At 69.9% G+C, this 20,178-nt stretch carries 16 protein-coding genes and 1 pseudogene; 15 read left to right on the top strand and 2 right to left on the bottom strand.

Features of this window, described 5'->3' with window-relative positions:
• The first annotated feature begins 89 nt into the window (after positions 1 to 89).
• From ABFX46_RS19950 to ABFX46_RS19910, 9 genes are all read left to right on the top strand, one after another.
• On the top strand, positions 90 to 1,373 hold the full coding sequence (locus ABFX46_RS19950) for an ABC transporter substrate-binding protein (protein ID WP_346044063.1): 1,284 nt from the start codon (positions 90 to 92) through the stop codon (positions 1,371 to 1,373).
• Positions 1,370 to 2,284, top strand: coding sequence for a carbohydrate ABC transporter permease (locus ABFX46_RS19945; protein WP_346044061.1), 915 nt, complete (start codon positions 1,370 to 1,372; stop codon positions 2,282 to 2,284). Before ABFX46_RS19950 ends, ABFX46_RS19945 begins: the two co-directional genes overlap by 4 nt.
• Positions 2,281 to 3,171: a carbohydrate ABC transporter permease gene (locus tag ABFX46_RS19940; RefSeq protein ID WP_346044059.1), complete on the top strand. Its 891-nt coding sequence runs from the start codon at positions 2,281 to 2,283 to the stop codon at positions 3,169 to 3,171. Before ABFX46_RS19945 ends, ABFX46_RS19940 begins: the two co-directional genes overlap by 4 nt.
• On the top strand, positions 3,171 to 5,459 hold the full coding sequence (gene yicI / locus ABFX46_RS19935) for an alpha-xylosidase (RefSeq protein ID WP_346044057.1): 2,289 nt from the start codon (positions 3,171 to 3,173) through the stop codon (positions 5,457 to 5,459). The genes ABFX46_RS19940 and yicI overlap by 1 nt, the downstream gene beginning before the upstream one ends.
• On the top strand, positions 5,459 to 6,826 hold the full coding sequence (locus ABFX46_RS19930; protein ID WP_346044055.1) for a GH1 family beta-glucosidase: 1,368 nt from the start codon (positions 5,459 to 5,461) through the stop codon (positions 6,824 to 6,826). Before yicI ends, ABFX46_RS19930 begins: the two co-directional genes overlap by 1 nt.
• Before the next feature lie 20 nt (positions 6,827 to 6,846).
• The gene (locus ABFX46_RS19925; RefSeq protein ID WP_346044053.1) at positions 6,847 to 8,076 is read left to right on the top strand and encodes an MFS transporter; all 1,230 of its coding nucleotides are present in this window, start codon (positions 6,847 to 6,849) and stop codon (positions 8,074 to 8,076) included.
• Positions 8,060 to 9,067 (top strand): LacI family DNA-binding transcriptional regulator, encoded by a 1,008-nt coding sequence (locus tag ABFX46_RS19920; protein ID WP_346044051.1) that lies wholly within the window; start codon positions 8,060 to 8,062, stop codon positions 9,065 to 9,067. The genes ABFX46_RS19925 and ABFX46_RS19920 overlap by 17 nt, the downstream gene beginning before the upstream one ends.
• A 90-nt stretch (positions 9,068 to 9,157) precedes the next feature.
• Positions 9,158 to 12,145 carry a glycoside hydrolase family 3 protein gene (locus tag ABFX46_RS19915; RefSeq protein ID WP_346044050.1) on the top strand — a complete coding sequence of 996 codons (2,988 nt, stop codon included), beginning with the start codon at positions 9,158 to 9,160 and terminating at the stop codon, positions 12,143 to 12,145.
• A 60-nt stretch (positions 12,146 to 12,205) separates the two neighbouring features.
• Positions 12,206 to 15,031: a beta-galactosidase gene (locus tag ABFX46_RS19910; RefSeq protein WP_346044048.1), complete on the top strand. Its 2,826-nt coding sequence runs from the start codon at positions 12,206 to 12,208 to the stop codon at positions 15,029 to 15,031.
• 7 nt (positions 15,032 to 15,038) lie between these two features.
• Here the strand turns inward: ABFX46_RS19910 and ABFX46_RS19905 are convergent, their stop codons facing one another.
• A complete protein-coding gene (locus tag ABFX46_RS19905) occupies positions 15,039 to 15,956 on the bottom strand; it encodes a helix-turn-helix transcriptional regulator (RefSeq protein ID WP_346044046.1) in 918 nt (305 codons plus the stop codon).
• 15 nt (positions 15,957 to 15,971) lie between these two features.
• Between ABFX46_RS19905 and ABFX46_RS19900 the strand changes: the two genes are divergently transcribed.
• From ABFX46_RS19900 to ABFX46_RS43755, 5 genes and pseudogenes are all read left to right on the top strand, one after another.
• Positions 15,972 to 16,697 carry an SDR family NAD(P)-dependent oxidoreductase gene (locus ABFX46_RS19900; RefSeq protein WP_346044044.1) on the top strand — a complete coding sequence of 242 codons (726 nt, stop codon included), beginning with the start codon at positions 15,972 to 15,974 and terminating at the stop codon, positions 16,695 to 16,697.
• Between the two features lie 85 nt (positions 16,698 to 16,782).
• Positions 16,783 to 17,763: an RNA polymerase subunit sigma-70 gene (locus tag ABFX46_RS19895; protein WP_346044042.1), complete on the top strand. Its 981-nt coding sequence runs from the start codon at positions 16,783 to 16,785 to the stop codon at positions 17,761 to 17,763.
• A gap of 1 nt (position 17,764) precedes the next feature.
• Positions 17,765 to 18,208, top strand: a complete 444-nt coding sequence (locus ABFX46_RS19890; protein ID WP_346044041.1) for a DUF6069 family protein — start codon at positions 17,765 to 17,767, stop codon at positions 18,206 to 18,208.
• A gap of 131 nt (positions 18,209 to 18,339) precedes the next feature.
• Positions 18,340 to 18,627: pseudogene (locus ABFX46_RS43760) on the top strand (Clp protease N-terminal domain-containing protein); the annotation flags it as partial.
• A gap of 69 nt (positions 18,628 to 18,696) precedes the next feature.
• The gene (locus ABFX46_RS43755) at positions 18,697 to 19,023 is read left to right on the top strand and encodes a UvrB/UvrC motif-containing protein (protein ID WP_487046967.1); all 327 of its coding nucleotides are present in this window, start codon (positions 18,697 to 18,699) and stop codon (positions 19,021 to 19,023) included.
• Positions 19,024 to 19,039: 16 nt separating this feature from the next.
• Here ABFX46_RS43755 and ABFX46_RS19880 read toward each other — a convergent pair whose 3' ends face one another.
• Positions 19,040 to 19,504 (bottom strand): nuclear transport factor 2 family protein, encoded by a 465-nt coding sequence (locus tag ABFX46_RS19880; RefSeq protein ID WP_346044037.1) that lies wholly within the window; start codon positions 19,502 to 19,504, stop codon positions 19,040 to 19,042.
• Positions 19,505 to 19,782: 278 nt separating this feature from the next.
• Between ABFX46_RS19880 and ABFX46_RS19875 the strand changes: the two genes are divergently transcribed.
• Positions 19,783 to 20,175 carry an SSI family serine proteinase inhibitor gene (locus ABFX46_RS19875; RefSeq protein ID WP_346044036.1) on the top strand — a complete coding sequence of 131 codons (393 nt, stop codon included), beginning with the start codon at positions 19,783 to 19,785 and terminating at the stop codon, positions 20,173 to 20,175.
• The last annotated feature ends 3 nt before the right edge of the window (positions 20,176 to 20,178 follow it).

Genomic DNA, 20,178 nt, shown 5'->3' with positions numbered 1-20,178 from the left:
CGAGGACTTACGATCCGGGACAATCGAAGCGCTTCGACAGATCGACCGTTCGACAGGTCCGGCCATCGGTCCCACCCCGGAGGAATCCCATGATCAAGGCAGGCAGGAGCGCGGCCGTCCTCGCCGCCCTTGCCGCGGCGGCGCTGTCGCTCACCGCGTGCGGCGGCGACGACGGCGGCTCCGGCGGCAAGGAGCTGAAGCTCTGGCACTACGAGGCCCCGGACAGCGCCATGGGCAAGGCGTGGAACGAGGCCATCAAGGAGTTCGAGGCCACCCACCCCGGCGTCAAGGTGAAGTTCGAGGAGAAGGGCTTCGAGCAGATCCAGAAGACCGCGCCGATGGTCCTGAACTCCAAGAACGCCCCCGACGTCATGGAGTACAACAAGGGCAACGCGACCGCCGGCCTGCTGTCCAAGCAGGGGCTGCTGACCGACCTCACGCCCGAGGTCGCCAAGCGCGGCTGGGACAAGCTGATCAGCCCGAACGTCCAGGTCACCGCGAAGTACGACGCCAAGGGCACGATGGGCGGCGACAAGTGGTTCGGCGTCCCCAACTACGCCGAGTACCTGCAGGTCTACTACAACAAGGACCTGTTCAAGAAGTACGACGTCGAGATCCCGAAGACCTATGACGAGCTCGTCGCCGCCATGGACGAGTTCGTCGCGAAGGACGTCACGCCGCTGACCAACGCGGGCGCCGAGTACATGGCGCACCAGTTCGTCTACCAGCTCGCCCTCGACAAGGCCGACCAGAACTGGGTGCAGGCGTTCCAGCGCTACACCGGCAAGGTCGACTTCCACGACCCCGCCTGGACGTACGGGGCGACGACCTTCGCCGACTGGGTGAAGAAGGGCTACATCGCCAAGAACTCCGTCAGCCTCAAGGCCGAGGACGCGGGCGTCGCGTTCATGAGCGGCAAGTTCCCGATGATGTTCTCCGGCAGCTGGTGGTTCGGCCGGGTCGCGTCGGAGGCGAAGTTCGACTGGGAGACCTCGGTGTGGCCCGGCGCGAAGATGACGCTCGGCTCCGGCGGCAACCTGTGGGTCGTCCCGAAGGGCTCGGAGAACAAGCAGCTCGCCTACGACTTCATCGACATCACGATGAAGAAGAAGGTGCAGAACATCCTCGGCAACGCGGGCGGCGTCCCGGTCGCGGCGGACCCGGCCGCGATCACCGAGCCCAAGGCCAAGAAGCTCACCGACGACTTCGACGCCCTCGCGAAGTCCGGCGGCCTCGCCTACTACCCGGACTGGCCCGTCGCCGGCTTCTACGACGTGCTGGTGTCGCAGACGCAGAAGCTCATGAACGGCGAGTCGCCGGACAAGGTCCTCGGCGGCGTCCAGAAGGCGTACGAGGACGGTCTGCCCAAGTGACGGCGCGGGGCCGCGGCCGGTCGCGGGAGCAGTGGGGGTACGTGCCCTACCTGCTCCCCGGCCTGCTCCTCTTCACCGCCGTCATCGGCGTGCCGTTCCTGATGAACATCGGGACGAGCTTCACCGAGTGGACGGGCGTCGGCACGCCGAAGTGGATCGGGCTCGGCAACTACCGGGAGCTGGTCCGGGACGAGCAGTTCTGGGCCTCGTTCGGGCACAACGCGCTGATCATCCTCGGCATGGCGGTCGTCCCGACCCTGATCGGGCTGGTCCTGGCCGCCGCGCTGACCGACCTGATCGGCCGGCACTTCGGCCCGCGGGCGGCGAGCTTCCTGCGCGCCTGCATCTACCTGCCGCAGGTGCTGCCGATCGTCATCGCGGGCGTGGTGTGGAGCTGGCTGCTGGCGCCCGAGGACGGCGCGGTGAACGTCCTGCTGGGCAAGATCGGCCTCGGCTCGCTCGCGCACGACTGGCTCGGCGACCCGGCGACCGCGCTGTGGAGCGTCATCGGGGTGATGGTCTGGATCCAGATCGGCTTCCCGCTGGTGATCTTCATGTCGGGGCTGCAGCGGGTCGACCCGTCGCTGTACGAGGCGGCGGAGATCGACGGCGCCACCTGGGTGCGGCGGTTCTGGCACATCACGATCCCGCAGATCCGCCCGGAGATCTTCGTGGTGCTGCTGTGGACGACGATCGCCGCGCTGAAGGCGTTCGCGCACATCTTCGTCCTGACGAAGGGCGGTCCGGGCGGCGCGACGAACGTCCCGGCCTACTACTCGTGGGTCAACTTCTTCGAGAAGTCGGACGTGGGCTACGGCTCGGCCATCGCGACCGTGCTGACGCTCCTGATCATCGCGCTGACCATCGTCTTCCTGCGCATGCAGGGCAATGAGCTGGGAGAAGAGCGGTGACCGCGACCCTGTCGAAGAAGTCGAGCGCGCCGCCGCGCGCGGGGCGTGACGCGCCGCACCGCCGCCGCCGGGGTCCGTCCGCCTACGCAGTGCTGGTGGCGCTGACCGCGTTCGCCGGCGTGATGCTGATCCCGTTCGTGGTGGTGGTCTTCAACGCGCTGAAGACGCCGGAGGAGCTCACCGCGCACGGGCCGCTGTCGCCGCCGGACGGATTCAACCTCGACACCATGCGGGCGTTCTGGGAGCGGACCGACTTCGGGCACGTCCTGTTCAACAGCGTGCTGATCAGCGGGTCCGTCGCCGTCCTCGCCGTCCTGCTGTCGGTGCTGAACGCCTACGCGCTCGGCATCGGCCGGATCAAGGGGCGGATGTGGGTGCTGGTCCTGCTGCTGATGGCGAACACGGTGCCGCAGGAGGCGCTCGTCTACCCGCTGTACTACATCTCCAAGCAGGTCGGCCTGTACGACACGAGGCTCAGCGTGATCATCGTGTTCACGGTGATCCAGGCCGCCTTCGGCACCTACCTGCTGTCGTCGGTGCTGTCGGCGTTCCCGCGCCCGCTGCTGGAGGCCGCCCGCATCGACGGCGCCGGCCGCTGGCAGGTCCTGTGGCGCGTCGTCGTCCCGGTGGTGCGCCCGACGCTGTCGGTGCTGCTCGTCTTCTTCTTCGTGTGGACGTGGAACGAGTTCCTGATCCCCATGACATTCCTGATCTCCAACGAGAACCAGACGGTCTCGGTCGCGCTCGGCGTGCTGCACGGGCAGAAGCTCATGGACACCACGATGTCCAGCGCCGCGTCGCTGCTCGGCCTCCTCCCGACCGTCGTCTTCTTCCTCATCTTCCAGCGCACTCTGTCGCGCGGACTAACAGCGGGGGCCATCAAGTAATGAAGTTCAGTGACGGCTACTGGATGATGCGCGAGGGTGTGCGGGCGTTTCATCCGGTGGAGGTCCTCGACGTGGACGCCGGGGCGGACTCGTTCACGGTGCACGCGCCCGTCGAGCGGATCCGGCACCGCGGCGACCTGCTCAAGGGGCCGGTGGTGACGGTGACGTGCGAGTCGCCGATGCCGGACGTCATCGGCGTCACCCTCACGCATTTCGCGGGGGAGAGGCGGCGCGGCCCCGATTTCGAGCTGGCCGCCGACCCGGGCGGTGAGGTGTCGGTCGACGAGCAGGCGGCGACGCTGACGTCCGGTGCGCTGTCGGTGCGGGTCGGACGCGGGGAGAAATGGTGCGTCGACTTTCTCGCGGACGGACGCCGGCTGACCGGCAGCTCGCCCAAGGCGCAGGCCGTCATCGACACCGACGACGGGCGCCACTACGTCCGGGAGCAGCTCGATCTGGGCGTCGACCACTTCGTGTACGGGCTCGGTGAGCGGTTCGGGCCGCTGGTGAAGAACGGCCAGTCGGTGGACGTGTGGAACGCCGACGGTGGCACGGCCAGCGAGCAGGCGTACAAGAACGTGCCGTTCTTCCTGACGAACGCGGGATACGGCGTGTTCGTCGACCATCCGGGACGCGTGTCGTTCGAGGTGGCGTCGGAGGCGGTCGCGCGGACGCAGTTCAGCGTCGAGGGCCAGTCGATGCGGTACTTCGTCATCTACGGGCCGTCGCCGAAGGAGATCCTGCGCAAGTACACCGCGCTCACCGGGCGGCCCGCGCGGCTGCCGGAATGGTCGTTCGGGCTGTGGCTGTCGACGTCGTTCACCACGTCCTATGACGAGGAGACCGTCTCGTCGTTCATCGACGGAATGGCGGAGCGCGACCTGCCGCTCAGCGTCTTCCATTTCGACTGCTTCTGGATGCGCGAGTTCCAGTGGTGCGACTTCGAATGGGACCCGCGCGTGTTCCCCGACCCGCCCGGCATGCTGCGGCGGCTGCGGGAGCGCGGCCTGCGGGTCTGCGTCTGGATCAACCCCTACATCGGCCAGCGCTCGCCGCTGTTCGAGGAGGGCCGTTCCCACGGCTACCTGTTGACACGCCCGAACGGCGACGTCTGGCAGTGGGACAAGTGGCAGCCCGGCCTCGCCGTCGTCGACTTCACCAACCCGGAGGCCCGCGAATGGTACGCGGGCAAGCTCGAAGCGCTCCTCGACATGGGCGTGGACTGCTTCAAGACCGACTTCGGCGAACGCATCCCGACCGATGTCGTCTACCACGACGGCTCGGACCCGGAGAGGGCGCACAACTACTACACCTTCCTTTACAACCAGACCGTCTTCGACCTGCTCCGCAAGAAGCGCGGCGAAGGCGAGGCGGTGGTCTTCGCCCGGTCCGCGACGGCCGGCGGGCAGCAGTTCCCGGTGCACTGGGGCGGCGACTGCGAATCGACGTTCGAGGCGATGGGGGAGAGCCTGCGCGGCGGTCTTTCCCTGGGCGCGTCGGGATTCGGCTATTGGAGCCACGACATCGGCGGCTTCGAGGGGACGCCCGATCCGGCGCTGTTCAAGCGGTGGATCGCGTTCGGCATGCTGTCCTCGCACAGCCGCCTGCACGGCAGCCACTCCTACCGGGTGCCGTGGCTGTTCGACGAGGAGTCGGTGGACGTCCTGCGCGGCTTCACCCGGCTGAAGATGCGGCTCATGCCGTACCTGGCGGGCGCCGCCCGGCAGGCGGCGGGGGAGGGCCTGCCGATGATGCGGGCGATGGTGCTGGAGTTCCCCGACGACCCCGCCTGCACGCACCTGGAGCGCCAGTACATGCTCGGCGATGACCTGCTCGTGGCACCGGTGTTCTCGTCCGGCGGCGACGTCTCCTACTACGTGCCGGAGGGTGTGTGGACGCACTACCTCACCGGTGAGCGCGTGCGGGGCGGCCGGTGGGTCCGGGAGCGGCACGGCTTCGACAGCGTTCCCCTGCTCGTCCGTCCGGGCGCGGTCATCCCCGAGGGCGCGGTGGAGGACCGTCCCGACTACGACCACGCGGACGGCGTCACGCTGCGCGTCTACGAGCCGTCCGACGGGACCACGGTCACCCGGATCGGCGACGCCGCCTTCACGATGGTGAAAAACGGTGAAAACGTGCGCGTGACCGGCGAGGGAGCCTGGAACGTCCTTCTCGTCAACGCACGCGTGGCGGCCGTCGAGGGCGGCGAGCCGTCCGGCCATCCGCACGGAGTCCTCGTCAAAGCGACCGGTCGCGAACTGGTCATCACCCTGGAAGAGGAGAACTGATGGGGTTCCCGGAAGGGTTCCTGTGGGGCGCGGCCACCGCCGCCTACCAGATCGAGGGCGCCGCCCGGGAGGACGGCCGCGCGCCGTCCATCTGGGACACCTTCAGCCACACGCCGGGCAAGGTCCTCGACGGCGACACCGGCGACGTCGCCACCGACCACTACCACCGGTGGAAGGAGGACGTCGCGACGATGGCGGCCCTCGGCATCGGCGCGTACCGGTTCTCGATCTCCTGGTCGCGCGTCCTGCCGGACGGAACGCCCAACCAGAAGGGCCTCGACTTCTACTCCCGCCTGGTCGACGAGCTGCTGGAGCACGACATCGCCCCGGTCGCGACCCTCTACCACTGGGACCTCCCGCAGGGCCTGGAGGACGCGGGCGGCTGGCCGGAGCGCGACACCGCCCGCCGGTTCGCCGACTACGCCGAGCGGATCGGACGCGTCCTCGGCGACCGCGTCCACACCTGGACGACCCTCAACGAGCCCTGGTGCTCGGCCTTCCTCGGCTACGCGTCCGGCGTGCACGCCCCCGGCCGCACCGAGCCGGCCGCCGCGCTGGCCGCCGCCCACCACCTCAACCTCGCGCACGGGCTGGCCGTCCGGGCGCTGCGCGGCGTGACCCCGCCGTCCGCCCGGCACTCCGTCACGCTGAACCTGCACCACCTGCGCGGCGACGCGGAGGCCGTCCGGCAGGTGGACGCCGTCTCCAACCGGGTGTTCCTCGACCCGATGCTGGGCAGGGGCTACCCCGCCGACCTGCTGGCGGACACGGCGTCCATCACCGACTGGGCCTTCGTCCGCGACGGCGACGAGGCCGTCATCGCCGCGCCCCTGGACGTGCTGGGCGTCAACTACTACTCGCCGACCCTCGTCCGGGTGTGGGACGGGACGTCCCCGCGCGAGCACGCCGACGGCCACCGGCAGGGCGCGGCGTCGCCGTTCGTCGGCTGCGACCGCGTCGAGTTCGCCGGGCAGCCCGGCCCGTACACGGCGATGGGCTGGCCGATCGACGCGAACGGCATGGAGGAACTGCTGCTCCGCCTGCACCGCGAGTACCCCGGCACCCCGCTGATGGTCACCGAGAACGGCGCCGCGTTCGACGACGCGCCGGAGGGCGGACGGGTCCGCGACGCCCGGCGCATCGACTACCTGCGCGACCACATCGCGGCCGTGGAGCGGGCGAGCGCCGCCGGCGCCGACGTCCGCGGCTACTTCGCGTGGTCGCTGCTGGACAACTTCGAATGGGCCTACGGCTACTCCAAGCGCTTCGGCCTCGTCCACGTCGACTACCCGACCGGGAAGCGGACCTGGAAGGACAGCGCCCACTGGTACCGGGACACGATCGCCACCCACCGCGGGAGCGCCTGACGATGGAGCGGGAGCACCCGATGACGGGGCGGGCGGGGGCGGCCGTCGCGGCGCTGGCCCTCGCCGCGTTCTGCTTCGGCACGACCGAGAACCTCCCGATCGGGCTGCTCCCGCTCATCGCCGGCGACCTGGACGTCTCCGCCTCCGCCGTCGGCCTGCTCGTCACCGGCTACGGGATCGTGGTCGCGGTCGTCTCCGTCCCGCTCGTCAAGATGACGGTCCGGATGGGCCGCCGCCCGCTGCTGACCGGCGTGATGGCCCTGTTCATCGTGATGAGCTTCGCGGCGGCGGCCGCGCCCGGCTACGGCACGCTGTTCGGCACGCGGCTGGTGACCGCGCTCGGGCAGGCGGTGTTCTGGCCGGTCGCCGTGGTCGCCGCCGCCGGGCTGATGCCGCCGGAGGCGCGGGGCCGCGCGGGCGCCTACGTGTTCGCGGGCGGGTCGATGGCCATCGTCCTCGGCGTCCCCGCCGGGACGTGGCTCGGCCGGGCCATCGGGTGGCGCGCGTCGTTCGCCGCCCTCGGCGTGCTGTGCCTGGTGTCCCTGGTCGCGATCGCCGTCCTGCTGCCGGGTGGGAGGACGACCGGCCGCGACCCCGTCCCGGCGTCCGCGCCGGACGCCCGGCGCTTCCGGCTGCTGGTCGTCACGATCATGCTGCTGATCGGCGGGTTCTTCACCGCCTTCACCTACATCACCGAGTTCCTGACGCGGGTGAGCGGCTTCTCCGGCGCCGCCATCAGCCCGCTCCTGCTGGTGAACGGCGTCGCCGACATCGCGGGGGTGGTCATCGCCGGGATCGTGGTGGACCGCGGCCCGCGCGCGCTGGCCGCCGGGTCCGCCGCGGTGCTGGCGATCGCCATGCTCGGCCTGTTCGCGTTCGGCACGGCGGCGGTCCCCGCGGTGGCCATGCTGATCCTGCTGGGCATCGGGATCCCGGGCGCCGCGACGGCCTTCCAGGCCCGCGTGATGGAGTCGGCGCCGGGCGACACCGACATCGCCTCGGCGTGGACGTCCTCCGCGTTCAACGTCGGGATCGCGGGCGGCGCCCTGCTCGGCGGCGCCCTGCTGCCGCTGACCGGGGTGCGCGGCACGCCGCTCGCGGGCGCGGCGGTGGCGGCCGCCGCCCTCGCGGTGATCCTGCTCGACCAGCCGCCGCGAGCACGCGCACCGGCGGCACCCGCCGCGGCTAGCATCGAGTCCGCTGTGAAACGCTTCGACGCCGACGGGACGGTCCGTGGTCAAGATCACTGATGTGGCGCGGCACGCGGGAGTGTCGCCGAGCACGGTCTCCTACGTGCTGAGCGGCAAGCGCTCGATCTCCGAGGAGACGCGCCGGCGCGTCCGGGAGAGCATCCGCGAACTCGGCTACCGCCCGCACGCGGGCGCGCGGGCGCTCGCCAGCAGCCGCTCCAACGTGCTCGCGCTGATGATCCCGCTGCGCTCGGGCATCGCGGTGCCCGTCGTCATGCAGTTCGCGGTGTCGGTGGTGACGGCCGCGCGCCGGCACGACCACGACGTCCTGCTGCTCACCCAGGAGGAGGGCGAGGACGGCCTGCGCCGCGTCGCCGACAGCGCGCTCGTCGACGCGCTGATCGTCATGGACGTCCAGATGAAGGACCCCCGGCTGCCGCTGCTGCGCTCCCTGGACCGGCCGAGCGTGCTCATCGGGTTCCCCGCCGACGCCGACGACCTGACCTGCATCGACCTCGACTTCCACGCCGCCGGCGCCGTCTGCGTCGAGCACCTCGCCGGGCTCGGCCACCGCGAGATCGCGCTGATCGGCTCGCCGCCCGAGGTGTACGCGCGGCAGACCGGCTACGCGCAGCGGGTCGCGGACGGGTTCGCCGCGGCGGTGGCCTCGCACGGCCTGAAGGGGGACGTCCACCCGTGCGAGGCGACGGCGGACGCGGCGCGGGGACTGGTCGCGCGGCTGCTCGCCGAACGCCCCGGGCTGACCGGCGTCCTCGTCCACAACGAGCCGATCGTCGGCCCGGTGGTGCGGGCGCTGCGCGCGGCCGGGCGGCGCGTCCCCGAGGACGTGTCGGTCGTCGCGATGTGCCCGGACGAGCTGGCCGAGCACGCCGAGCCGCCGCTGTCGTCCGTCGCGATCCCGGCCGACGAGGTGGGCGGGCGCGCCGTCGACCTGCTGATGGCCAAGCTGGACGGCGCCGCCGTCCCGGCCGCGACCCTGCTCCCGCCCACCCTGACCCGGCGCGCCAGCAGCGCCGCCGCCGCTCACTGACATCGACGAGAAGGAGGCCCGGGGCCTTTTCACGGCCCGTTATCGAAGCGCTTCGACACGTCACTCGGGGGCAAGCCCAGAGGAGAATCGGTGAACAGACCCCATCGAAACCCCCGTTCCCCCGGCCGGCGCAGCCGGTCGCTGACCCTCGTCCTGGCCGCCGCGCTGGCGGCCCCCCTCACCTGGGCGGCACCGGCCGCCGCCCGGGAGACCTACCCGTTCCGCGACCCCGGGCTGTCGGTGGACGCCCGCGTGGACGACCTGCTCGGCCGCCTCACGCTCGACGAGAAGATCTCCCTCCTGCACCAGTACCAGCCGGCGATCCCGCGCCTCGGGATCGGCCGGTTCAAGACCGGGACGGAGGCGCTGCACGGCGTCGCCTGGTCCACCGACATCCACAACAGCGGCGCGGTCGTGACCGCCAAGGGCACGGTGTTCCCGCAGTCGGTCGGGCTCGGCGCCACCTGGGACCCGGCGCTGCTGAAGAAGATCGGCTCGGCCGTCGGCGACGAGGCCCGCGGCTACAACAGCGAGAACCCGGACGTGTGGGGCCTGCAACTGTGGGCGCCCGTCGTCAACCTGCTGCGCGACCCGCGCTGGGGCCGCAATGAGGAGGGCTACTCCGAGGACCCGCTGCTCACCGGCCTGCTCGCCACCGCCTACGGGCACGGCATGCAGGGCGACGACCCGGACCGCCTCAAGACCGCGCCGGTGCTCAAGCACTACATGGCCAACAACAACGAGATCCGCCGCGACCAGACGTCGTCCGGCCTGCGGCCGCGGGTGAAGAAGGAGTACGACGAGGTCCCGTTCGAGATCCCGCTCTCGCGGGACGCGGCGACCGGGATCATGACGTCGTACAACCTGGTCAACGGCCGTCCCGCGACGGTCACGCCGGACGCCGGCGACCTCGTCCGCTCCTGGACGGACCGGACGCTGTTCAACGTCACCGACGCGGGGGCGCCCAACAACATCGTCAACTCGCAGAAGTACTACCCCGACCTCGCCTCCGGTGACGCGGCGATCGTGAAGGCGGGCGTGGACAGCTTCACCACCGACGACACGAACTCCTCCATCACCGTCAACGCGATCAAGGACGCGCTGTCGCGGGGCCTGCTGGCGGAGGCCGACGTCGACCGCGCTGCCCGGAACATCCTCAGCATCCGGGTGCGGCTCGGCGAGTTCGACCCGGGCGGCGGCCCCTACGGGAAGATCACCAAGGACGCGGTGGACAGCCCGGCGCACCGCGCGCTCGCCCGCGAGGCCGCGGCCGAGCAGATGGTGCTGCTGAAGAACAAGGGCGGCGCGCTGCCGCTGTCGTCCGGGAAGGTCGCGGTCGTCGGGCCGCTCTCGGACACGCTCTACACCGACTGGTACTCGGGCTCCCTGCCGTACCGGGTCACGCCACTGGACGGCATCAGGAAGCGGGCCGCGTCGGTGGCGTCCAGCGAGGGCGTCGACCGGATCGCGCTGAAGGACGTCTCGACCGGCAAGTACATCGCGGGCGGGACTGGATCGGGCGCCGTCCTCAGGACGGGACCGGCCTCGGCCTCCGACGCGACCGCGCAGTTCGACGTTTTCGACTGGGGCCAGGGCGTCGTCACGCTGCGCAGCGCCGCGAACGGCAAGACCGTCGGCCGCTACAACTGGGGCGACACGTTCGCCAACGACCAGGACCAGCCGAACGGATGGTTCGTCCAGCAGATGTTCAAGCTGGAGAAGCAGGACGACGGCGCTTACCTGCTCCGGTACGCGGGTTACGAGAAGGCCTACGACTGGGCCGACCCGGCCAAGACGTATGTGAAGGCGCAGGACGACGGAACGCTCGTCCTCACCGCCAAGGACGGCGCTTCCCGGTTCGCCAAGGACGTCGTCAGCAGCGGAGTGGAATCCGCGGTCAAGGCGGTGACGGGCGCCGACTCCGCCGTCGTCGTGGTCGGCAGCATGCCGTTCATCAACGGCCGCGAGGACCACGACCGGACGACGATGGCGCTCGCGGAAGGGCAGTCGGAACTCATCAAGGCCGTCCGGAAGGCGAATCCGAACACGGTCGTCGTGGTGGAGAACAGCTACCCGACGACGCTCAACTGGGAGCAGGAGAACGTCCCGGCGATCCTGTGGACGAGCCATGCGGGCGCGGAGACGGGCAATGCCCTGGCGTCCATCCTGTTCGGCGACGAGAGCCCGTCCGGGAAGCTTCCGCAGACCTGGTACCGGTCTGAGGCGCAACTGCCGGACATTCTCGACTACGACATCATCAAGTCGGACCGGACGTACCAGTACTTCAAGGGAAAGCCGCTCTACCCGTTCGGGTACGGCCTCTCCTACACCACGTTCCGGTACGGCAAGCCGCGGCTGAGCAGCCATTCCGTGGGAAGCGACGGAACGGTCACCATCACCGTGCCCGTCACCAACACCGGTAGGAAGGCCGGGGACGAGGTCGTCCAGCTCTACACGCACCAGCGGACGTCGCGGGTCAAGCAGCCGCTGCAGAAGCTGCGCGCCTTCGACAAGGTCCACGTCGCCCCCGGAAAGACGGTGACGGCGAAACTCCGGCTGAACGCCTCGGACCTCGCGATCTGGGACGTCACCCGCAACAAGTGGACGGTCGAGAGGTCGAGGCAGGACCTGCTGATCGGCTCCTCCTCCGCCGACATCCGGCAGCACACGACGCTGAACGTGCGCGGCGAGCGCATTCCCGACCGGGACCTGTCCGCGGTGACCCGCGCCGCCGACTTCGACGACCAGAACGGCGTCCAGCTGGTCGACGAGACGAAGGTGAAGGGCGACGCGGTCGCCGGCGCGGCGAACTCCTGGCTGAAGTTCGCGGACGCCGACCTCGGCCGCTCCACCGGCACGATTACCGCACGTGTGGCGGGCACGTCGGCGACGACGATCCAGGTTCGCCTGGACCGTCCCGACGGGCCGGTCGCCGGAACGCTGAACGTTCCGTCGACCGGTGACGAGTACACCTACAAGGAGATCAGCGCCGCGCTGCGGAACGTCCGCGGTGACCACGACGTGTATCTGGTCTTCAACGGCGAAACCCGTCTGAGCACCTTCTCCCTCACCCGATGAATCGCCGGCCCGCCCCGGCGACGCCCGGGGCGGGCCGGTCCGCTGCAAAGGACGCCATCCATGCGTGCCAACAGCAAACCCACCGCCATCATCGCCGCCGTCCTCACCGCTGCCGCGCTCCTCATGGCCCCGGCTCCCGCCCACTCCGCGCAAGCCGCGACCCACCATGTCGGCTACGACCGCTACTCGCTCACCGTGGACGGGCAACGCGTCCTGCTGTGGGCGGGTGAATTCCACTACTTCCGGCTCCCGAGCCCGGCCCTCTGGCGGGACGTCCTGGAGAAGGTCAAGGCCGCCGGATTCAACGGCGTGTCCCTCTACTTCGACTGGGCCTACCATTCGCCGGCTCCCGGGAAATACGACTTCACCGGCGTCAGGGACGTCGACCGGCTCCTGCGCCTGACCGACGAACTCGGCCTCTACGTCGTCGCGCGCCCCGGCCCGTACATCAACGCCGAAACGACCGGCGGCGGCCTCCCCGCCTGGCTGAAGACCGTCCCCGGACGGGCCCGCTCAAGCGACCCGAACTACACCCGCGCCTACCGCGACTGGCTCGCCCACATCGACCCGATCATCGCGAAGCACCAGGTCACGCGCGGAGGATCGGTCGTCGTCTACAACGCCGAGAACGAGTACGCGGCCAACACCGACCCGGCCTACATGGAGGACATCCAGCGGCAGGCCCGCGCCCACGGAATCGACGTCCCCATCTCCCACAACCAATGCTGCGACGCCTCCTGGACGCCCACATGGGCGACCGGTCAGGGCGCCGTGCAGATCCCCGGCGTGGACGACTATCCGCAGGCATTCGAATGCCGCGAGCCCGAGGTCTGGGGAACCTGGGGCGAGGGGGTGACCGAACGCCTCAGCCCGGACGCGCCCGCGTATGCCGCCGAATACCAGGCAGGCGCCATCGACGCGAACCGCGCCGGCTACGACAAGTGCCGCGAACTCACCGGCCCGAAGTACATGAAGGTCTACTACAAGTCGAACCTCATCACGTCGGGCGCCACGATGTTCGGCTACTACATGGCCTTCGGCGGCACGAACTGGGGACGCCTCGCCCAGCCGAACGACGTCTACACGTCCTACGACTACGGCGCCCCCATCACCGAGAACCGGCGACTCACCGCCAAATACGACGAGTTCAAACGCCAGGGGCTCTTCTTCACCACGGTGGCGCCTCTCACCAAGACCGACTCGACCGAGGCTCCCGCGTCCGACAACGCCGCCGTTCACACCGAGGCCCGAGCCAACCCCGACACCGGCACGCAGTTCGTCCTCGTCCGGCACGCCGACCGCAAAACCGATGCCGACCAGTCGGCGAACCTGACCTGGAACACCCCGGACGGCACCTACAACCTGCCCGTGACCCTGAAAGGCCGGGACGCGAAGATCCTCGTGGCAGGCTACGACATGGGCGGCCAGCGTCTAGCCGCGACGACCTCCGAACTTCTCACCCACACGACCGCCAATGGCCGAGACATAGCCGTCCTGTACGGCACCGAAGGCGTAGCGGGAACGACCGTCCTCCGCTACAAATCACGCCCTGAGGTCAAGGTCCTGGACGGCTCGGTGAAGTCGAGCTACTCCAACGGCAACCTCGAACTCGACTACGAACACGAGGGTCTGGCCCGGGTCCAGATAACAGACGGAGGCCGGAAACCCCTACTGCTCCTCATCGGCACGGACGCCGAGGCCGCCGAGTTCTGGCGCTCGGGCAACACTCTCGTCCGAGGCACCGACCTCGTCCGCTCCGTGCAAACCAAGAACGGCACAGCCGCGATACGAGCAGATCTGGCCAAGGCAGGCGACATCGAAATCTTCACCTCAGCTCATCGCCTGACCCTGAACGGCAAGAACCTCCACGCCCGAACAACACCAAGCGGCACACTCCTGGCCCACGCCAAGGGCCCGCGCCCAGTAAAACTCCCCTCCCTCAAGCACTGGCACGCAAAGCAAGGTGCCCCCGAATCGTCCCCCGACTTCGACGACTCGGCCTGGAAGGTCGCCGACCACACCACCACGGTCAGCCCGATCAAGCCGAAGAATCCACCCGTCCTCTACGCCGACGACTACGGCTTCCACCACGGCCACGTCTGGTATCGGGGCCACTTCACCGCAACGGGCGCGGAGAAGACCGTCAACCTGAACGCCATCACCGGAAAGCACGGCATCTACCAGGTCTGGCTGAACGGCCGCTACCTCGGTTCGGCGGCCGGCGGCGAACAGAAGGACGCAGACGCCCCCATCAACGAGAACCCGGGCCCGGGCGCCTTCGAAATCCCCTCCGACCTCCTCCAGAAAGGCCAGAAGGCCGTCCTCTCCGTCCTAGTGGAGAACATGGGCCACAACGACGACTGGACGGCGGACGACTACCGCCAGAAGCAGCCGCGCGGTCTGGTCAACGCCGAAGTGACGACGAACCCGGTCACCTGGCGAATCCAAGGCACCCGCGCCTACGACCCCGTCCGCGGCCCCCTGAGCACAGGCGGCCTCTACGGCGAACGAGAAGGCTGGCACCTACCGTCCGCCCGCACGAAGACCTGGCAGCAAGCCTCCCCGACCGACACCCTCGACCCAGGCGTCCGCTGGTACAGCACCAACACCCACCTAGCGATCCCCAGAGACCAGGACGTCCCGGTAACCCTGCACTTCGACAAGGGCACAGGCCACTACCGAGCCCTCATCTTCATCAACGGCTGGAACATGGGGGAGTACGTCAACGGTGAAATCCAGCAGGACTTCACCCTCCCCGACGGCATCCTCCACCCCCACGGCAGCAACACCATCACCCTGGCCGTGATCGCAGAAGACACCTCCCACCCCGGTGGAGTCTCCCTGAAGGCAGCCGCGAACCTGCGAGGAGGCGTCCCGGCCCCCTGACCCGCGCTCACCCGGCGGCGGCCAGGCTCCGCAACGACCGCAAAGCCTCGGCCGCCGCCCCCGACCCCGCCGTATAGAAGACGGTCCACTGATCGCGCGCCGGGTCGTGCAAGGCGTCGCACTCGAGATCGAGCCACCCCACCACCGGATGCAGGATCCGCTTGCGCGTGGAACGCCGAACCTGGACCTCACCCTCGTCCCACAGCGCCCGGAACTCGGCACTCGCCGCCAGCAGCCGCTCGACCAATCCCCGCACCCCGGGATCGCGCGGGTACCGAGCCGCCACCGTGCGCAGGTCGGCCACCGCCTCCCGAGCGAACCGCCGGGCGTCCTCGGGATCGATCCAATCCCGTGCCGACCGCGCGAAGAACCGCCAGACGACGTTGCGCTCACCCTCGGGCTGCGCGCCGAAATCGCCCAGCAGCGCGGCGGCCATGGGATTCCACGCAAGGATGTCGTACTTGGCGTCGCAGATGAGCGCGGGAGTGTCGTCCAGCCGCTCCAGCAAATGCAGCAGGCCCGGCCGCACGTCCCGCACCGGCGCGTGAGGCGGCACCGGCACCTCGCCCGCCAGGTAGTGCAGATGCGACCGCTCGTCATCGGTCAGCCGCAGCGCCCGCCCGAGCGCCGCGAGCATCTGCCGCGACGGTCTCGGCCCCCGCCCCTGCTCAAGCCGGATGTAGTAGTCGACCGACATGCCCGCCAGTTGCGCGACCTCCTGCCGCCGCAGCCCGGGCGTGCGCCGCCGACCCGGTTCCAACCCGACGTCGGACGGCTGGATCCGCGCACGCCACCGCCGCAGGAAGGCGGCCAGCTCGGCCCGATCCCCGTACTCCACCCACCCAGTCTCGCCGTCCGGCGCCCCCTCCACCATGGGACCGCCGATACCAGCCTCAACAGTGCTCTCCCGCTTCGCGCCGCCCACCGCGAGGGTGTTCCCATGACCAGCAAGAAGATCGTCTTGATCACCGGCGCCACCAAGGGGATCGGCCTCGCGACGGCCGCCGCACTCGCCCAGGACGGCCACGCCGTTCTGCTCGGAGCCCGCGACCCCGGCCGCGGAGAAGCCGCCGCCGCCACCCTGACCAGTCGAGCCCTGGACGCACGCTTCATCCACCTGGACGTGACGGACCCCGCGACGATCACGTCCGCGGCCAAGCTGATCGAAGCCGACTACGGCCGCCTGGACGTCCTCGTCAACAACGCCGCCATCACCCGCGACCAGTCACGTCCCCCCGGGGAGATGCCGGTGACGGACGTCCGCGAGATCTACGAGACCAACGTCTTCGGCGTCATCGCCGTAACGAACGCCATGCTCCCTCTGCTCCGCAGATCGGAGTCCGGCTACATCGGCAACGTCTCCAGTGGCCTGGGCACCTTCGCGCTCCTGAGCAACCCCGGCAAGGAACTCGCCCAGTACGCGACCCTGCTCGGCTACAACTCGTCCAAAGCAGCCTTGAACGCCATAACCCTCATCTACGCCAACGCCCTCCGCGACGCGGGCATCCGGGTCAACGCGCTCTCCCCGGGCTTCTGCGCCACCGACCTCAACGGCCACACGGGCACCCTGAGCGCGGACGAAGGCGGAGCCCACATAGCCCGCCAGACCTCCGCCCCCGAAACCGGCGTCTTCCTCAACGAAACCGGCGGCACCTACCCCTGGTAATCGAAGCCGGCATCCCGGTGATGAGTTATCGCGCTCGCAGCCGTCATACATACGACGGGACAGGACGACGCGGAGGGATGACGTGATGAGGGCGGACGCGCGGCCAGAGCTGGGCGAGGTCGACCAGGCGGCCTTCTCGGGGGTGACGGAGCGGCATCGGCGGGAACTGCATGTGCACTGCTACCGGATGCTCGGGTCGTTCGACGACGCCGAGGACGCCGTGCAGGAGACGTTCCTGCGCGCCTGGCGGCGGCGGGAGACCTTCCAGGGGCGGTCGACGCTGCGGGCCTGGCTGTACCGGATCGCGACCAACGCCTGCCTTGACCTGCTCGCCAAGCGCCGACCGGAGCCCGCGACCGGCGGCGAGGTGCCATGGCTCCAGCCCTACCCGGACCAGCTGCTGGACGAGGTGCCCGCAGGCGATGCGGACGAGCCCGAGGCCGTCGCCGTCGCGCGGGAGACGATCGAGCTGGCGTACCTGGTCGCCGTCCAGCACCTGGCGCCGCGCCCCCGGGCCGCGCTGATCCTGCGGGACGTGCTCGGCTGGCCGGCCAAGGACGTCGCGGAGCTTCTCGGCGACTCCGTCAACTCCGTCAACAGCGCGCTCCAGCGGGCCCGCGCCGGCATGCGCGAGCACCTGCCCGCCGAGCGGCAGGACTGGACCGGCGGCGAGGACGACGCCGGGACACGCGAACTGGTGCGCCGCTTCACCGACGCCAGCGTGGCCACCGACATCGACGGGCTCGCCGCCCTGCTGCGCGACGACGTCCGCTGCTCGATGCCGCCCACGCCCGGCCTGCAGGTCGGCCGGGACGCGGTCGTGAACGACTGGGTCGCGGACGGCTTCACCCGCTTGACGGGCCTGCGCGCCGTCCGGACCTCCGTGAACCGGCAGCCCACCGTCGCCTTCTACCTCTGGCAGGAGCGGGAGGGCGCGTACCTGCCGCTGACGATCGACGTCCTGCGCGTCACCGGCGGGGCGATCACCGAGATCACCACCTTCCACGCCGACCAGTTCTCCCGGCTCGGACTGCCGGAGCGCCTGCCGGCCGACGAAAGGCGATGACATGGCCGGCATGAATGACACCGGGGCGGTCGCGGGACCGGCACCGGCTCGGGTCGGCCGCTTCCGCCGACTCGCCGTCACCGGCATCGCCGCCGCGCTCGTGGCGATGGCGGTCACCACCCTGGCCGCTGCGGCGGCTCAGGCCGCCGGCGCCGACTTCGAGATCCCCGATGGCGGCGAGTCGATCCCGTTGCCCGGATTCGCCGTGGTGACCGGCTTCTTCTCCGTCGTGGGCCTCGCCATCGCCGCCGCTCTCCTGCGCTGGAGCGCTCGTCCCGCCACACGATTCGTGTGGACGGCGGTCTCGCTGACCGCGATCTCGTTGCTTCCGCCTCTCCTCTCTGGGGCCAACACCGGCACCACCGCAGCTCTTGTTGTGCTGCACCTGGTTCCTGCGGCGGTGATGATCCCCGCCCTGGCGTGGTCTCTCCGCCGCCTGAGTTAGCGGTGGCCTCTGGGGGTTTCGTTCGGCTTGGGAGATCGTGTCGGTAGGAGCAATGGGGGCATCAGCCCGTATACGCCCGCCGCCCGTCGCGTGGTGGAGTCCGCACCCGCGCATGCCGCCGCGCTGGGCCACGTGCCGCCGACACCGGGCATCTGCTGCTCGGCCTGGTCGCTGACGACGGGCGGGGCATGGCCGGGGTGCTACTGCATGAACTGCGCATCCAGCCCGCGGTGCTCCAGCACGCCGTCGAGCGGCGGATGGGGCTCGGCCCGCAGCTGGCCGGGAAGGTCGTGCCGCTGTCCGAGGCGGCGGGCAGGGCACTGAACCTTGCTCTGGAGGAGAACCCCGTTGCGGGGCCGGGCAGGATCGGGACCGATCACCTGCTGCTCGGCCTGCTGGCGGAGGGCGGGGCCGCCGGTGAGGTGCTCGCGGCGCACGGGGTCACGGCCGAAGGCGTCCGAGCCGCGCGGGAGCAGGTCAGGCCCCGGATGTGCTACGGGTGCGCTGAACGTGCCGGTGGTGAAACGGCCGTCGGCGGTTCTCCGGTGGGGCTGCCCGACGAGTTCACCGCCGTCATGGCGCGGGTCGCCGCTTTGCGGCGGGCCAAGGAGGACGCCGTCGATGCCCAGGATTTCGTGCGCGCGGCCGCTATCAGGGACGAGGAGAAAGGCGTCCTGCGACGTGCCGTGGGGGAACTCGACGAGCAGGCGGCCAAGGACCGCCTTGCCGTGGCGATTGACACCATCATGAAGTTGCGGACGGAGGCGGGGCGGCTTCGGGGGCTTTTGCATCACCGGCATGGGGGCGGTGTCTGAGCGGTTGCTTCGCCTGTTATGAGGTGGGGCGGACGTGGGCGGGTAGGTACTCCGGGTGGGTCAGGTGGTGGGTTACGTCGCCGGCTAGGTCCATGGTTATGCGGCGTTCGGTGAAGCGCCAGTGGCCCTCGTGGAGCTCGAAGGTGTCGTGGTAGGTGCCGCAGGCTATGGGCTGGAGCGGGAGGCCCGGGGCGGCCTGTAGGACGGTGTAGTACGCCTTTGAGGTCGCGGTGCCGGCGGTCTCGTCCACCTCGATGGCGACGTTCGTGGTCACGTGCTTGGTGCGCAGGGTGCCGTCCTCGTGGACGATCACCGTCTTCTCGAACATGCGGGCGATCGCGTCGCCGCCGCGGAGGGTGCCGCCGCTGCCGGAGAAGGCGGCGTCGGCGAACAGGTCGCGGATGCCCGCGAAGTCGGCGTTGTCCACGCACTCGGCGTAGCGGTAGATCAGGTTGGCGATGGCCTGGTGAGCGCACGGCATGCCCCATCTTCGGCGGGCGGCGCCGGCCGTTTGGAACGTGCTCCCGGTGAGCGGGACGGGATATCACATATCCGGGTCAATTTGTGTCCAAGTGGCATTGCACAGTTGGGCAGACTTGATTTAAGTATTGACCGGTGGCCAGGTTGGGACTTGATTTGCCCTTGTTCGTGGGAGTTTGCGGCATTTAGTGTCTGGATGCGGCGGGACGTCCACCACAATGCGATGTCCCGGCCGGCCCGGTGCCGCAGATCGCGGCGGGCGAATCCAGGGAGGAAGACATGCACATGTCGCGTGCCCGTTTCCGGTGGGCGGCCGTGCTGGCGGGAATGGCGGTCGGCGCATCGGCCGCCCCCGCGCTGGCGGTCGGACCGGTCGGCTCCTACATGCTCACGGTGGTGCACGAACTGGGGCCGAAAATCGAGCGCAGCCTGCACTGCGACCCGGACGGCGGGACGCTCATCCAGGCGTCTAAGGCCTGTGACCAGCTCAGACTCGTCGACGGCAAGGTCGAGCGCATCCCCGCGCGGACGGGGGTGTGCACGCTGGAGTACGCGCCGGTCCGGGTGATCGCGCGCGGCACCTGGGACGGAAGGCCCCGGCGTTTCGAGCGGAAGTACCCGAACCGCTGCGTCGCCGTGCGCGAGACCGGCGGGATCCTTTTCGGCGGATAACCC

The organism is Actinomadura chokoriensis (assembly GCF_039529475.1).
Taxonomy (GTDB): domain Bacteria; phylum Actinomycetota; class Actinomycetes; order Streptosporangiales; family Streptosporangiaceae; genus Spirillospora; species Spirillospora bangladeshensis.
The sequence above is the reverse complement of the archived record's forward strand: the minus strand, read 5'-3'. Positions and strand labels throughout refer to the sequence as shown.

Excerpts from the sequence above, each read along its gene's own strand:
- ABFX46_RS19925 (WP_346044053.1), top strand. The coding sequence starts at position 6,847 with ATGACGGGGCGGGCGGGGGCGGCCGTCGCGGCGCTGGCCCTCGCCGCG.
- yicI (WP_346044057.1), top strand. The coding sequence starts at position 3,171 with ATGAAGTTCAGTGACGGCTACTGGATGATGCGCGAGGGTGTGCGGGCG.
- ABFX46_RS19875 (WP_346044036.1), top strand. The coding sequence starts at position 19,783 with ATGCACATGTCGCGTGCCCGTTTCCGGTGGGCGGCCGTGCTGGCGGGA.
- ABFX46_RS19895 (WP_346044042.1), top strand. The coding sequence starts at position 16,783 with ATGAGGGCGGACGCGCGGCCAGAGCTGGGCGAGGTCGACCAGGCGGCC.
- ABFX46_RS19930 (WP_346044055.1), top strand. The coding sequence starts at position 5,459 with ATGGGGTTCCCGGAAGGGTTCCTGTGGGGCGCGGCCACCGCCGCCTAC.
- ABFX46_RS19950 (WP_346044063.1), top strand. The coding sequence starts at position 90 with ATGATCAAGGCAGGCAGGAGCGCGGCCGTCCTCGCCGCCCTTGCCGCG.
- ABFX46_RS19900 (WP_346044044.1), top strand. The coding sequence starts at position 15,972 with ATGACCAGCAAGAAGATCGTCTTGATCACCGGCGCCACCAAGGGGATC.
- ABFX46_RS19910 (WP_346044048.1), top strand. The coding sequence starts at position 12,206 with ATGCGTGCCAACAGCAAACCCACCGCCATCATCGCCGCCGTCCTCACC.
- ABFX46_RS19890 (WP_346044041.1), top strand. The coding sequence starts at position 17,765 with ATGGCCGGCATGAATGACACCGGGGCGGTCGCGGGACCGGCACCGGCT.
- ABFX46_RS19880 (WP_346044037.1), bottom strand. The coding sequence starts at position 19,504 with ATGCCGTGCGCTCACCAGGCCATCGCCAACCTGATCTACCGCTACGCC.
- ABFX46_RS43755 (WP_487046967.1), top strand. The coding sequence starts at position 18,697 with ATGTGCTACGGGTGCGCTGAACGTGCCGGTGGTGAAACGGCCGTCGGC.